This is a genomic window from Arthrobacter pascens (assembly GCF_017052465.1).
GTDB classification, from domain to species: Bacteria; Actinomycetota; Actinomycetes; order Actinomycetales; family Micrococcaceae; genus Arthrobacter; species Arthrobacter pascens.
This window is the reverse complement of record NZ_JAFHKT010000120.1, coordinates 1-13,378: the sequence shown is the minus strand read 5'-3', so window position 1 is coordinate 13,378 and position 13,378 is coordinate 1. Positions and strand designations below refer to the sequence as shown.

Below are 13,378 nucleotides of genomic sequence, written 5' to 3'. Positions count from 1 at the left end.
CCGACGACACCCATAAGGAAACCATGAGCAGGATTTTAGTTACCGGCGGCTCCGGCAGGCTGGGCCGCAGCGTGGTTGATGGCCTCGCCCGCGCGGGCCACCATGTCATCTCCGTTGACCGCGATGCGGTTCCGGCAGCCCAGCTGCCCGCCGGCGCCGTGCAGCATACCGCGGACCTCCTGGCGCCCGGGGAAGCACTGCGCCTCATGCAGGATGCAACTCCCGACGCCGTCATCCACCTGGCAGCGATCGCCGTACCTTTCAGCGCACCCGAGGACGTCATTTTCAGCACCAACACCCGGCTAGCCTTCGCGGTTCTAAGCGCCGCCACGGAAGCCGGGGTGCCGAAAATCGTCACCGCGAGCAGCCCCACCGTGCTGGGCTACGGGTCACCCGCCGGCTGGCTGCCCGATGCCTTCCCGCTGGACGAGGAAACCACGCCGAAGCCCTGGAACGCATACGCCCTGTCCAAGCTGATCGCCGAACAGACGATGCAGATGTTTGCGGCGGCCCAGGGGGACAGGATCCGCTACGCCGCCTTCCGCCCTTGCTTCGTCATCTCACCGGAGGAGTGGGAGGGCGCGCCGACGCAGCAGGGACACACCCTTGCGGAGCGGCTCGCCGATCCCGCCCTGGCCGCCCCGGCATTGTTCAACTACGTCGACGCACGCGATGTGGCGGATTTCCTCGAGTTGCTCCTGCAGAAAATGGACGCCATTCCCAACGGCCAGACGTTTTTTGTGGGCGCGGCGGACGCCCTCGCCACCGAACCGCTGGCGGAACTGATCCCTCGCTTCCTGCCCGGCAGCGCCGGCCTGGCAGCGGGCCTGACAGGCACCCGTCCCGGCTTTTCCGTCGACAAGGCCCGGAAGCTGCTCGGCTGGGAGCCAACGCGGACCTGGCGGACCGAACTACGAAATCCAGCCCCCTCACGCCTCAACGACGAGGCCCCCGCGGCATTTGCCGCGGCAGGAACCGGACCCAAGGAGACACCATGAAGTTCGACGGAGTACTTTTCTTCCCCGTCACCCCGTTCACGCCCGAGGGCACCGTGGACGTGAACGTCCTCAAGGAGCACATCAGCTCCCGGCTGCCCTTCGGACCGGGCGGCGTTTTCGCGGCCTGCGGGACCGGCGAGTTCCACGCACTGGACATTGACGAGGTCCGCACCGTGGTGGCGGCAACCGTCGAGGCGGTTGCCACCGCCGCCGGAAAAGTGCCTGTGGTTGCCGGGGCGGGCGGGCCGCTCGGGCACGCCATGGCCGCCGCGCGGGCTGCCGACGAAGCAGGAGCGGACGCCCTGCTGGTGCTGCCGCCCTATCTGGTCAGCGGCCCGGTGGACGGTCTGGTCGCCTACATCGAGGCCGTGGCCAATGCCAGCAGCCTGCCCGTGATCGTGTACCACCGCGGCAACGCGACGTTCACAGCCCAGGCCATCGGCCAACTGGCTGCCAACCCCAAGGTCATCGGCTTCAAAGACGGTGTGGGGGATGTGGGGCTCGCCCAGGAGATCGTGACCGCGGTCAAGGCCAGCGGGCGGACCGACTTCCTGCTTTTCAACGGCCTGCTCACGGCCGAACTCAGCCAGGGCGCCTACCGTGGCCTCGGCATCCCGCTCTACTCGTCGGCGGCTTTCGCCATGGCCCCGGAAATTGCCACTACCTACTACAACGCCTACATGGACGGGGACGAGGAACGCCGTGATGCCCTGCTCGAGGGATTCTTCGCTCCGCTCGTCAGGCTTCGCGACCAGACCCCCGGCTTCGGCGTCTCCCTGATCAAGGCCGGCCTCAGGCTGGCCGGCCTTCCCGTGGGGTCCGTCCGCCCGCCGCTTGTTGACCCCACCGGGGAACAGCTCGTTGAGCTGAAGGCGATCCTGGCCAAGGGCCACGAGCTGGCGGTCCGCTAGTGGCGGGCACCAGTCCTGCACCAGCCGTGAGTCCTGCACCAGCCGTGAATTCTGCACATGCCGGGCCTGCGCCCCGGATCACCGGCCTTCGAACGCGCCTCCTCACCGTTCCGCTACGGCGAAGCTGGGGCCAGGATGCCACCGAAAACCACGTGATCACTACAGAAATCCAAACGGACGACGGCGGCGTGGGGCGCGGCTTTTCGTGGACGCCCACCATTGGCCCGCAGGCTGTGAAGGCCCTGCTGGATTGCGATATCGCCCCCTTCGTCACCGGGCTGGAGGCAACCCCGGAGGCGGTGTGGGACTTGCTGTGGAAACGGCTGCACGAAGCCGGCGGCGGAGGTCTGACCACTATCGCCATGGCCGGCGTCGACCTGGCGCTGTGGGATCTGCGCGCCCGCCGCGTCGGGGCCTCCGTTACCGCCCTCTTGGGGCAGCGCCAGGAGTCCGTGGAGGTGTACGGTTCCGGCGTCAACCTGCATTACTCCCTGGAAGAACTCGTGGGGCAGGTGGAGCGCTGGGTGGCCGCGGGCCACCGGGCCGTGAAAGTGAAGGTTGGCAAGCCGGACATCCGGGAGGACGCGGAGCGGCTGGCCGCGGTGCGCTCAGCCCTGGGCCCGGACCGGAAGCTGATGATCGACGCCAACCAGCGCTGGGACCTGCCCACGACCTTCCGGGCCCTGGATGTGCTGGGGGAGTTTGGCCTGGAATGGTTGGAGGAACCCCTGTGCGCGGACGACCTGTGGGCGTACCGGCGGCTGCGGAAACACTCGCCCGTGCCCATCGCCCTCGGCGAAAACCTTCACACCATTTACCGGTTCCGGGACTTCATCGATGCCGGCGCCGTGGACATCATCCAGCCCAACATCGTCCGGGTAGGCGGGATAACGCCGTTCCGGCGCATCGTGGAACTCGCCCGGACCCACAGCATCAGGGTCCTGCCGCACTTGCTTCCCGAGCTGTCCGGACAGCTGGCCCTGACGCTGGCCGAGCCGACCTTGGTGGAGGACGTCGAGGACGCGGGCTTCGGCCAGCTCGGCGTCCTCGACGGACCCTCACCGGTCCGGATAGCGGACAGCCGCCTCACCTTGTCCGGCCTCCCCGGCCTGGGCTTCAGCTTCAGGGAGTAAACGCCGGTGGGGACCCCGGTGACCCGGAGTCCCCACCAACGCGCAAGCGGTGCCTGCACGGACGCGGTGCCTACACGGAGGCTGCGACGGGGCCGGCGTCCACCGCGGCACGCGGCAGCGGATCGAGGTGGCTGATGCCCTCTGGAGTGACCTGCAGGACCTGGGCCGTGGCAATGTCGTAGAACAGGCCGGTCAGGTGCAGCCCGCGGGAGCGGAGTGCCTCCCTGACCCCGGGGTGGCGCTGCAGCCGCTCCAGTTGGACCGCGACATTGACCATCGCCAGCTGGTCCACTTCCCCGTATCCCTCGCCTGCTGCAGCGGCCTGCACGGGGTGCCCCGAGCGGAATGCGGCCAGGCTGGGCCGGGCGTGGTCCAGCCAGGTATCGACCGAACTGCGCCCGGCAGCGGCCTCCTTGGCCGAGCCCCCATCCGGCTCTGCGGTCAGGGCAGTCATGGCACCGCAGCCGGAGTGGCCGCAGACGACCACGGACCTGATGGACAGCTTGTTGAGCGCGAAGTCCAGCGCTGCTTCGACCGAGGGGTCGAGCCGGCCATTCCCCACAACGTTGCCCACGTTCCGGACGGTGAACAGGTCGCCCGGGCCGCTGCTGGTGATCAGGTTCGGGACCAGCCGTGAATCTGCGCAGGTGAGGAACAGGGTGTCCGGGTTCTGGGCGGCGGACAGTTCCTGCACATGGGGACGAAGCAGGTGCGCGTGCCGGCGGTGATAGTTGTCCACGCCCGCGAGCACCGTCTGCAGGGGAGCCGGACCGCCGGCCCCTGCGCCCATCCCGGCGTCCACCTCAGTCCGGTGATGCCGCTGCCAGCTGCGCCACGGGGCAAAGCCGCCCCGGAGGGCGGAGCGCGAGCTCCCGCGCGCCGGTGGCCCGGCCTTGGCGCCGTGGAGGGTGGCGGTGCCGCTTTCTTCGATCTCCACGGTGCCGCCGTTGCCGATGTGCCGGCTGCGCCATGCGTCCAACGTGTCGTGAACAGGGTGATCCAGGAAGTCCACCTCAAGCTCGACGGTGACGTGCGAGCCGGTCGGGACGGAGGCGAGGACATGGCTGAGTCGGGGGAGTGAAAGGAAGCTGCAGGATCCGTCGATGACCACCCGCCAGCGCTGTTCGTCCGGGTCGCCGAGGGGTTCCGCATGGATACCGGCACGGACCACGCGCCACAGGACCAGCGCAACGGCCAGGGCCAGGCCTGTGAGCACTCCCGCCAGGAGGTTCACGAACACCACGGTCAGCAGCGTGACCGCGTATACCGCCAGGTCGCCGGTAACGCGGGCAGTGTGGAAGTCGGCCACCTTCACGAGCCGGACGCCGATGATGATCAGCAGTCCCGCGAGGACGGCAACGGGAACAAGCTCGATCACCGCCGCCAGGAGAAGGGAAAAGACCAGCACCCAGATGCCGTGCAGTATGGCTGATTTTCGCGTCCGCGCCCCTGCTTCCAGATTGGTTGCGCTGCGCACGATCACCCCGGTGACGGGAAGTCCGCCCAGCATGCCGGAGGTCATATTGGCGGCGCCCTGGCCCAGGAGTTCCCGGTTGAAATCCGTCCGTTCGCCGTGGTGCATCCTGTCCACTGCGACGGCGGAGAGCAGGGATTCGACGCTGGCCACCAGTGCGATGGTGATGATGCCGATGGCAACTGCGCTCCAATGCCCCTCCGGCAGCTGCGGCAGGGAAATTGCGTTCAGGAGGGACCCGTCGAAGGTGATCCGGTCGACGTCGGACTTGAACGGCAGCGATAGCGCGGTGGCGGCGACCACGGCCGCCAGCGGAGCCGGGATGCGGCGGACGGCGGCAGGCATGTACTTCCAGCCGAGGAGCGTGAGGATCACCAAGACGCCCAGAACCGCCGCCTGGTGATCCAGCGACGTGATGGTGGCAGGCAGGGCCTTGACGTTCTGCCAGGCTGATTCGCCGGCCTCGGCGCCGAGCATCACGTGGGTCTGTTGCAGGACGATGATGACGCCGATGCCGGCGAGCATGGCGTGGACCACCACGGGGGCGATGGCGAGCGCCACACGGCCCACCCGTGCGAAGCCCAGCAGAGTCTGGAGGACGCCGGCTGCGGCCGTGATGGCGCAGGTCGCCGGCCAGCCGAACTGCTCAATCAGTCCGGCAACGATGACGGTCAGGCCTGCGGCCGGGCCGCTGACCTGCAGCGGAGAGCCGCCAAGGGTGCCGGCCACGATGCCGCCGACAGCGGCGGCGATAAGGCCTGCCATGACGGGTGCCCCGGAGGCCGCCGCAATCCCCAGCGAGAGCGGCACCGCCACGAGAAACACGACAAGGGATGCCGGCAAATCCCAGCGAAGTCCGGAGGTCAGGGCGGTCCGGAAAGGCATCCGGGTTGCTGTAGCGGGAGGAGAGATTGGATCCGTTGCGGCTGGTGAGGGCATTTTTGTCCTTGGCTCGTTTGGCGGGTCCTTGTCCACGCTATTGACGCCGTCAGTACAGCCGCAAGGGCATTGGTCGTGAGAAACAACACCCGTCGGTGGCCGTAAAATCCGCTTAATACAGCCCCTATTTTTCGTGCTTCGGGCGTTCCGGGGCAGGCCTGGCAAACCTCCCCGCAGCTCGACGGAATGTCAGATCCCCGGCCTGCCGCCAGAATCCGGGCGGACCGCGGTGGTGGAGGGACCCCGGGCGACAGCTAGGGGCAGCGGACAACAACACGGGCATTTATCAAGTCACATTAGAAATGTTGGCCTTCTGCGTGAACCGCGCGCGAAAAAACATTGCCTACAGCTGCAGGGTGATCGGCCTTTCGAGGCCGTTCACCGGAGCGGACGGCCACCGGGGATCCGCCGTCAGGACCCTGATCCCGCTGCCGGTCAGCTGGACGGTGTCCTCGATCTTCACTCCCGGCCCGGACGGATTCCACGTGAACGGCTGGTTCAGCACGACGGCATCCTCCGCGGACGCCGTGACACGTGGATCGCGCCCGGCGTACCCGGCCGGTCCGCCCTGGTGATGCAGTTCCCACTGCCCTTGGCCGAAGCCATGCCTGGCATAGGCGGCCGTGATTTCGGCGAGGATCGCAGCCAACCGGACGCCCGGGACAGTGGCGTCGAAGATGTCCGCCTCGACTGCTGCGATCCTGGATTCGGCATCACGTTCCGCTGGCGTGGCGGCATCGAAACGGACCCAGCGAGTCGCGTTGGCCACCAGGCCGTCGCGTCTGGCGCAGGCCACGAGCATCGCCCTGCGGCCAACGGGTGCGTGCGTGGCCAGAGGGTGCCGGAAGCCGCTGCGCGAACTGCCGCTGCACAGCAGGACCAGGGGCTCGGCGCCCGCCGCCACCAGATGCGAGGCGAGAGCCGCGGCCAGCGCGAGCTCGGTGTCCTCCGGCCGCGCGGCGGACAGGACATCCGTCATGGCGCGGGCAAGGTCCCCGCTGAGCCGGGCATAGCGGGCGCTTTCTCCCGGCAGAAGCGGCTGCCGGGCGGCCCGCAGCTCGGCGGTGACCGCTGCCTCGTCGAGGGGCACGTCGCCCGTAAGGTCCCTGCCCAGCCCGGCGGCGGCATCATGCAGCTGTCCGTACCAGGGGACCTCGTGCAGCGATACCCCGTCCGGCAGTTCCTCGGCGGCAATCCTGCCGGCCTCGTTGTTGAAAGTCACCAGATGGTCGCCGTCGCGGGCCACCAGCACGGCGGCCACCGGATCGCCTGCCAGGCTGATGTGGACCCGGCTGCCGTCCAGGTACCAGGTCAGGGCGGTGTGGCTGGTCAGCAGGAGCGAGTCCCGGCCGGCGGCGTTGAGAATGTCCAGCACCCGGCGCCGCTTTACTGCGCGGTCCGCCGGCACGCCCGGTGCAGTGCGGGCTGGTGTTGCCTCAGGCCGAGGGGTCCTTGCGATGTCGATGGAGTCGGCGTTCACGAGCGGCGCTCCAATGCGCCGATGAGCGAACCAATGTCGGCGGTGCCAAGGAGGGCATCGGACACCAGCGCCGTGATGCTTCGGTGCACCGACTCGCCGGGATGCAGGAGCACCGGCTCATCCCAGGCAAGTGACTGTCCCACGCCGGGGTAGCCCGCCACCCGGACGAACCATGGGTCGCGGCAATCCTCCGGGGCGGTGAACACCAGCGTGGCGGGCTCTCCGTCAAACGTCCCGCTCCACGCGAGCCATCGGCTCACCGAGCCGTGCAGCGCGGCCTCCCCGGACCCCGCCGGCGACCAAACCCGGGCGCCGGCGCATGCCGGCAGGCGCCAAAAGAACCCTCCGTAGCCGCCCTGGGGCCGACCATTGGAACCGGGACTGCCGAGGCTGACCGGAACACCGCCGGCCGGTGCCAGCGTGAAATCGAGCGTCAGGCGCCAGGTCCGGGGGTCGACGGCGGCCCACGTCCAGTTGCGCTGCTCCCGCAGCACCGCGACGCCGTCGGGCCCCTTCCAGCACAGTTCCTCTGAGAGGGAGCTGTCTCCATCAGGGTCCTGCCCATCAGGGCAGGGATCTTCGGCGGAAGCCGTGGTGGACGACGTGCGCACAACCGTGCCGTGGTCCGGCCGCCAGACGTACTCCCCGGCGTCGCGCGTGTAGGTCCGTCCGCCCCAGAAGTTGATGCCGTTGACATCCTGCAGCGCCACGCCGACCCCGAGGTGCCACACGTGGTCGGCGGGCTGATGGTCGGTGACCACGGTGCCGGCCAGGGTCCGCACCGGGTGCAGGTAGGGGCGCGGGGAGGAGCTGGGCCGGATGCGGCTGCCGTCCTGGTAACTCGCCACTGCACGTCCCGCCACAGTGAAATGGACAGCCGGTTGCAGCGGACGGGCCCATGGAACGGCGAGTTCGGAGAACGTCGCCTGCGCAAGGGCTGCCCGTGAGATGAGTTCAGCAATTCCGTGCACCACGGGATGGGCATCGTCCCCGCTGCCTTCCCACGTGACGTAGCGGGCGTCAATCTGACTCGGTGCCGGGGCGGTGCGGATTGCCTCCAGGACAGCCATGAAGGCCCCGGACCCGGCCAGGGGGCTGAGCAATTCCGCGCCCGATGAGCGTGCGTCCAGCAGGTTTTCCAGCAGATCCGTGCGCCCGAACACCTCGCGGCGCTCGCCGTCCGCCGTCGTGACCACCAGCTCATCTGCCGTGTAGAAGAACTCAGCCTTGCCTGCCGTGCCGAATACAGTGACCGAGGGCAGGGTCTGTTCTGCGGCACAGAGGGTCAGGGCGCAGGCCAGAACGCGGCCGCCCGCGGTGCGGACCCGGATCACCGACGTGTCATCGCTCTCGGTGGGGTGGGCGTGGTACAGATCTGTGTCCACGGCTGCCACGTCTTCCAACCTATGGGCGCCGGCAATGCTGAGCCCCGTGACGACCGCGTGCGCCAAGGCATTGGTGGCCACGCCGTCCACGACGTCGGTTCCGTCGAGGCTGCGCTTGCCCGCCCAGCGCGAGCGCTGGAAATAGGCGCGTGTCCTGAGCCAGGTGCCGGTAGCGCTCAGGCCGAGGACGTCGCCGACTTCCCCGTTCGCGATGATCTCTCCGACGGCGGGCAGCCCTGCGGACCCCAGGCTCTGGAATCCCACCTGCACGAGCCGGCCAGCCGACTCGGCCGCCGCCAGGAGCTCTTGGAACTGCGACAGGGATGCCGCGGGGGGCTTTTCAACATAGACGTCGGCGCCAGCGGCAAGGGCGGCCTTGGCCAGCGGGACGTGCGTCTGGATCGGGGTGGCCAGGATGACAACATCCGGGGCAGTGCCCGCGGCAAGGAGGTCGTCCAAGGTTTCGAAGACGGCGACCGAGCTCCCCAACGCCCCGTCCCTTGGCGGGTGCGGGTCCGCGATGGCCACGAGATCGAGAACGCCGGTGGCCTGCAGCCGGGCCACGTTAGCCAGGTGGCGTTCACCAAAACCGTGCACTCCGACGAGGGCAATGCGAGGCACCGTGCTTGGTGCCTGTTCGGAGGGGCTCGGGGCGACAGAGGAAGCAAAAGCGGAAGGTTGCGACATGCGGGGTGATCCTTGTGAGGAAGAAGTGCTGACGATAAGGGAACCTCGGGCAGTTACACGGTACCCGAGAAAGCGTTTTCTCGCATCAGCTCCACGGCGGCCCCGGCGCCGGTTGGGCCGGTGCTGCCAGGAGGAGTGATTTCAGTAGCAGTGTCTCATGGAAAGCGTTATCCCAAAATAGTGAAAAACCCTGTACATCGCTTTGGAAAGCGTTTACCTTGGTACGGAACCGCTTCACCGGAAGTGCTGGCAGGCACATTGCCGGACTGCACAGAAGCCGGGATGACGCCGCGGTACGAGGCCTCACCTTCCGTTCCGGATGAATTGCCTGCACGTGGATGGCCACGATGACCAAAGGAGACCATATGGCCGCTCAACACATACCCAAGTCCCAGCGAGCGAGGTGCGCGCAGTGAGTGCCATCAACGAACTCACGTCCCTCTCCCGCCGCAGGGGTCCGATCACGGCCGAGGAGAAGAAGGCCAACGGACGCGACAACAAGGCCGCCTACATCTTCCTGATGCCGTGGCTTGTTGGGCTGGTTGCCATCACGATCGGGCCCATGCTGATGTCCCTGTACCTGTCGTTCACTGACTACAACTTGATTCAAGCTCCGGAGTGGGTGGGCTTGGACAACTTCGTGCGGATGTTCAGCGATGCCAGGCTGCACAACTCCCTCGGCGTGACGTTCACCTACGTGCTGGTCGGCGTGCCGCTGCAACTGGCAGTCGCGCTGCTGATCGCACTGGTGCTGGACAAGGGCCTCCGCGCCCTTCCGTTCTACCGGTCCATCTTTTACCTGCCGTCGCTGCTGGGCGGATCGGTGGCCATTGCCATCCTCTGGAAGCAGATCTTCGGCACGACAGGCCTGGTCAACCAGATTCTGGCGGTTGTGGGCATTCAAGGACCAGGCTGGATCTCCGATCCGAGCACTGCACTTGGCTCCATCATCCTGCTCCACGTCTGGACGTTCGGCGCCCCGATGATCATCTTCCTGGCCGGCCTGCGCCAGATCCCGAACATGTACTACGAGGCCGCCGAGGTTGACGGCGCCACCAAGCTCCAGAAATTCTGGCGCATCACCCTGCCGCTGCTCAGCCCCATCATCTTCTTCAACCTGGTGCTGCAGATCATCGGATCGTTCCAGTCGTTCACCCAGGCCTTCATCGTCTCCGGCGGCAACGGCGGTCCGTCGGATTCCACCATGTTCTTCACTCTCTACCTCTACCAAAAGGGCTTCGGCCAGTTTGATATGGGGTACGCCTCGGCCATGGCCTGGTTCCTGCTGGTCATCATCGGTGCGTTCACTGCCATCAACTTCATCGCTGCAAAGTATTGGGTTTTCTATGACGACTAAGCTGGAGGCGCTTCCCGCCGCGAGCAACAAGCCCGCGGCCGGCAAGCCAACGAATCCCCGCAAGCCCCGCGAATCCCGCGGCACCCTGGCCTTTAGCCGGAGCGCACGGACCAAGGCGCTCATCAAGCACGCGATCCTGATCGTGACCGGCGGTGTGATGATCTATCCGCTGCTGTGGATGGTCGTTTCATCGCTCCGGGCCAATGAACTCATCTTCCGCGAGCCCGGTCTGTGGCTCAACAGCCTCGAAATGGCCAACTACGCGGACGGCTGGTCCGCCCTGACCCATCCGTTTGGCCACTACATGCTCAACTCCGCCGTGGTGGTGCTGGGGTCGATCCTGGGAAACCTCATCTCCTGCTCCATGGCCGCTTACGCCTTTGCCCGGCTGCAATTCACGGGGCAGAAGATCTTCTTCGGCATCATGCTCCTCACCATCATGCTGCCGTTCCACGTGGTGATTGTTCCGCAGTACATCCTGTTCTCTCAGATCGGCTGGGTGAACACCTTCTGGCCGCTGATCGTGCCCAAGCTCCTGGCGACGGATGCGTTCTTTGTGTTCCTCATGGTGCAGTTCATCCGCGGCATTCCCAAAGAGCTTGACGAGGCGGCCAGGATCGACGGCGCCGGCCATCCGCGGATCTTCCTGCGCGTGATTCTGCCCCTCATGGTTCCGGCACTCGCGACCACCACGATCTTTACGTTCATCTGGACCTGGAATGACTTCTTCGGCGCCCTGATCTACCTGACCGACCCGGACATGTTCACCGTTCCGGTGGCGCTGCGGGCCTTCGTGGATTCCCAGTCCGCCACGAGTTGGGGATCGCTGTTCGCGATGTCCATCGTGTCCCTGCTGCCGGTCTTCCTGGTGTTTCTCTTTGGCCAGCGGTTCCTCATCAAGGGCATCGCCACCACCGGCATCAAGTAGTAGCTGCCCTGAGCGGCGGCTACGGTTCAGAGCCCCGAAATTAGTACTTGTATTACAAGCCAGCTACTTATAACCTTAGCTGGAAAGCGTTTTCCTCACCTTTCAAGATCAAAGAAGATCGGAGTGAACTGTGCATCTATTCTCCCGGCCAGCCGCAACCGCCGTTCCCGGCCAGCGCAAGGCATCAACTAATTCGGCGCCGCGCAGGATGCGGAAGATGGGAGCGGTCGCCGCGGCAGCCGCCGTCGTACTTTCCCTGAGCGCCTGCGGCGGGGGATCCCCGACCCAGAGCGCAGACGGCACGGTGGAACTCAGGTGCTCGTGGTGGGGCAGCGACAAGCGCGCGCAGGTCACCCAGCAGGCCATCGACGCCTTTGAGGCAGAGAATCCCAACATCAAGATCAAGCCCGAGTATGGCGACTGGAGCGGATACTGGGACAAGCTGGCCACCCAGGTGGCGGCCAACGACGCTCCCGACATCATCCAGATGGACGAAAAGTTCATTACGGAGTACTCGAGCCGCGGAGCCCTGCTGGACCTCTCGAAGTATGACGTCGATACGTCCAAGCTTGATGAGGCTGCCCTGAAGGCGGGCCAGGGGGAGGACGGCCTCACCGGTATTCCTGCCGGCATCAACGCTGCCACCATCCTGGCTAACCCGGCAGTGTTCAAGGCAGCGGGCGTGGAAATGCCTAACGATGCCACCTGGACGTGGGAAGACTTCGAACGAATCGCTGCGCAGGTGACGGCGAAGTCCCCGAAGGGCACTTACGGTGCGGCAGCTTACGGCACGGACGAGGCGTCGCTGGGGGTATGGCTCCGGCAAAATGGCAAGTCGCTCTACACGGAGGACGGGAAGCTGGGCTTTGAGCCCGCAGACATTGCCGAATGGTGGGCCTTCCTGAAGCAGATGAGCGAAAGGAAGGCTGTACCGTCGGCGTCGGAGGTCGTGGAAGCTGAGGCCGCGCCGTTGGACCAGAGTGGCCTCGCGACCGGCAAGAACGGGCTTGCCTTCTGGTGGTCGAACCAGCTTCCTGCGCTCGAAAAGGCAGCAGGCACTGAGCTCAAGGTCCTGAGGTTCCCGACCAAGACCGGTTCCGCCGCCGACGCCAACCTTTGGTACAAGGCGTCGCAGTTCTGGTCGGCCTCGTCCAGGACCAAGCACCCGGAGGAAGTTGCCAAGTTCATCAACTTCCTGGCCAACGACGTCAAAGCCGGCGAAGCTCTGCTGGCAGACCGCGGCGTCTACCCCAACTCGGACGTGCGGGAGGCGATCTCCGCCAAGCTGACCCCGGCCGACGTCAAGGTTGTGAAGTTCATCGATCAGATCAAGAGCGAACTGGGTGAGACTCCCGCCTCCCCGCCGAAGGGGGCCGGCGCCATTCAGGAAATCATCAAGCGCTATACCTCGGAGGTGCTGTTCAGCAGGCTTTCAACGGAAGAAGCCGGCAAGAAAGCAGTGGACGAGATGGCCGCAGCCATTAGCAGTTAGGGCTTCACTTAGGGACGTTCATTCCGCCGTTCAGCTCTTTGGCTGTTCGACGGCGGGACTGCAGACAGTGCCTCCAACCGGACCCGTTGTGGTTCGGTTGGAGGCACTTTCTGTTGCGTTCGGAATGGCTCCCTGGATTCTCGCCCCGGAGCGTGCCGAGCGTCCCGAGCGGCCCGGATTGTCCCGGAGCGGCCCGGAGCGGGGGAGCGTCGGCCCAGTCAGCGGTCAGGCAACCAGTTGGTGCTTGCCCCTTGTTCCCGGGTGTTCATGTGCGGTGGTGGTGGTTGCGTCGGGGTTTTTGGTGGGGGTCGATGTGGGGTGGCGGGATGAACCAGGGGACGCCGGATCGCATGTGGATGGTCCATTGTTCTTTGTGGATGAGGTGGTGGTGATGGGAGCACAGGAGGGTGCCGTTGTCGGTGTTGGTGGGTCCGCCGTGTGACCAGTAGGTGGTGTGGTGGGCTTCGCACCAGGGGGCGGGGATGGTGCAGTTGGGGAAGGCGCAGCCTTGGTCGCGGGCGGTGAGGGCTTTGCGGATGTGGGGCGGGAAGATGCGGGTGGTGCGGCCGATGTCGAGGATGCGTCCTTCGCTGC

10 protein-coding genes are annotated in these 13,378 nt (G+C 66.3%); 6 read left to right on the top strand and 4 right to left on the bottom strand.

Going from position 1 to position 13,378, the window contains the following annotated elements:
- Nucleotides 1–23 precede the first annotated feature (23 nt).
- The 3 genes from JYA52_RS06460 to JYA52_RS06450 are packed head-to-tail and all read left to right on the top strand — an operon-like array spanning nt 24 to nt 3,042.
- Nucleotides 24–998, top strand: a complete 975-nt coding sequence (locus JYA52_RS06460) for an NAD-dependent epimerase/dehydratase family protein (protein WP_205652376.1) — start codon at nt 24–26, stop codon at nt 996–998.
- Complete coding sequence (locus JYA52_RS06455; RefSeq protein WP_205652375.1) at nt 995–1,909, top strand: 5-dehydro-4-deoxyglucarate dehydratase; 915 nt, start codon at nt 995–997, stop codon at nt 1,907–1,909. The genes JYA52_RS06460 and JYA52_RS06455 overlap by 4 nt, the downstream gene beginning before the upstream one ends.
- A 44-nt stretch (nt 1,910–1,953) precedes the next feature.
- Nucleotides 1,954–3,042: a mandelate racemase/muconate lactonizing enzyme family protein gene (locus JYA52_RS06450; RefSeq protein ID WP_205652374.1), complete on the top strand. Its 1,089-nt coding sequence runs from the start codon at nt 1,954–1,956 to the stop codon at nt 3,040–3,042.
- Nucleotides 3,043–3,112: 70 nt separating this feature from the next.
- Here JYA52_RS06450 and JYA52_RS06445 read toward each other — a convergent pair whose 3' ends face one another.
- From JYA52_RS06445 to JYA52_RS06435, 3 genes are all read right to left on the bottom strand, one after another.
- Nucleotides 3,113–5,401 carry a SulP family inorganic anion transporter gene (locus tag JYA52_RS06445; protein ID WP_240460029.1) on the bottom strand — a complete coding sequence of 763 codons (2,289 nt, stop codon included), beginning with the start codon at nt 5,399–5,401 and terminating at the stop codon, nt 3,113–3,115.
- Between the two features lie 397 nt (nt 5,402–5,798).
- Nucleotides 5,799–6,914: a M24 family metallopeptidase gene (locus JYA52_RS06440; RefSeq protein ID WP_205652433.1), complete on the bottom strand. Its 1,116-nt coding sequence runs from the start codon at nt 6,912–6,914 to the stop codon at nt 5,799–5,801.
- A gap of 17 nt (nt 6,915–6,931) precedes the next feature.
- Nucleotides 6,932–9,007 carry a DUF6807 family protein gene (locus JYA52_RS06435; RefSeq protein WP_205652372.1) on the bottom strand — a complete coding sequence of 692 codons (2,076 nt, stop codon included), beginning with the start codon at nt 9,005–9,007 and terminating at the stop codon, nt 6,932–6,934.
- Nucleotides 9,008–9,419: 412 nt separating this feature from the next.
- Here JYA52_RS06435 and JYA52_RS06430 point away from each other — a divergent pair, with 412 nt between their 5' ends.
- The 3 genes from JYA52_RS06430 to JYA52_RS06420 all read left to right on the top strand — a co-directional run bounded on the left by JYA52_RS06430 (nt 9,420) and on the right by JYA52_RS06420 (nt 12,784).
- A complete protein-coding gene (locus JYA52_RS06430; RefSeq protein WP_205652371.1) occupies nt 9,420–10,364 on the top strand; it encodes a carbohydrate ABC transporter permease in 945 nt (314 codons plus the stop codon).
- A complete protein-coding gene (locus tag JYA52_RS06425; RefSeq protein WP_205652370.1) occupies nt 10,354–11,292 on the top strand; it encodes a carbohydrate ABC transporter permease in 939 nt (312 codons plus the stop codon). Before JYA52_RS06430 ends, JYA52_RS06425 begins: the two co-directional genes overlap by 11 nt.
- A gap of 208 nt (nt 11,293–11,500) precedes the next feature.
- The gene (locus tag JYA52_RS06420; protein WP_205652369.1) at nt 11,501–12,784 is read left to right on the top strand and encodes an ABC transporter substrate-binding protein; all 1,284 of its coding nucleotides are present in this window, start codon (nt 11,501–11,503) and stop codon (nt 12,782–12,784) included.
- A 265-nt stretch (nt 12,785–13,049) separates the two neighbouring features.
- Here JYA52_RS06420 and JYA52_RS06415 read toward each other — a convergent pair.
- Nucleotides 13,050–13,378, bottom strand: a 329-nt coding sequence (locus JYA52_RS06415; protein ID WP_205652368.1) for an HNH endonuclease signature motif containing protein, incomplete at its 5' end; no start/stop codon positions are given.

What these genes read in the sequence shown, in the direction of transcription:
- JYA52_RS06425 (WP_205652370.1), top strand. Translation starts at nt 10,354, where the DNA reads ATGACGACTAAGCTGGAGGCGCTTCCCGCCGCGAGCAACAAGCCCGCG.
- JYA52_RS06455 (WP_205652375.1), top strand. Translation starts at nt 995, where the DNA reads ATGAAGTTCGACGGAGTACTTTTCTTCCCCGTCACCCCGTTCACGCCC.
- JYA52_RS06435 (WP_205652372.1), bottom strand. Translation starts at nt 9,007, where the DNA reads ATGTCGCAACCTTCCGCTTTTGCTTCCTCTGTCGCCCCGAGCCCCTCC.
- JYA52_RS06420 (WP_205652369.1), top strand. Translation starts at nt 11,501, where the DNA reads ATGCGGAAGATGGGAGCGGTCGCCGCGGCAGCCGCCGTCGTACTTTCC.
- JYA52_RS06445 (WP_240460029.1), bottom strand. Translation starts at nt 5,401, where the DNA reads ATGCCTTTCCGGACCGCCCTGACCTCCGGACTTCGCTGGGATTTGCCG.
- JYA52_RS06460 (WP_205652376.1), top strand. Translation starts at nt 24, where the DNA reads ATGAGCAGGATTTTAGTTACCGGCGGCTCCGGCAGGCTGGGCCGCAGC.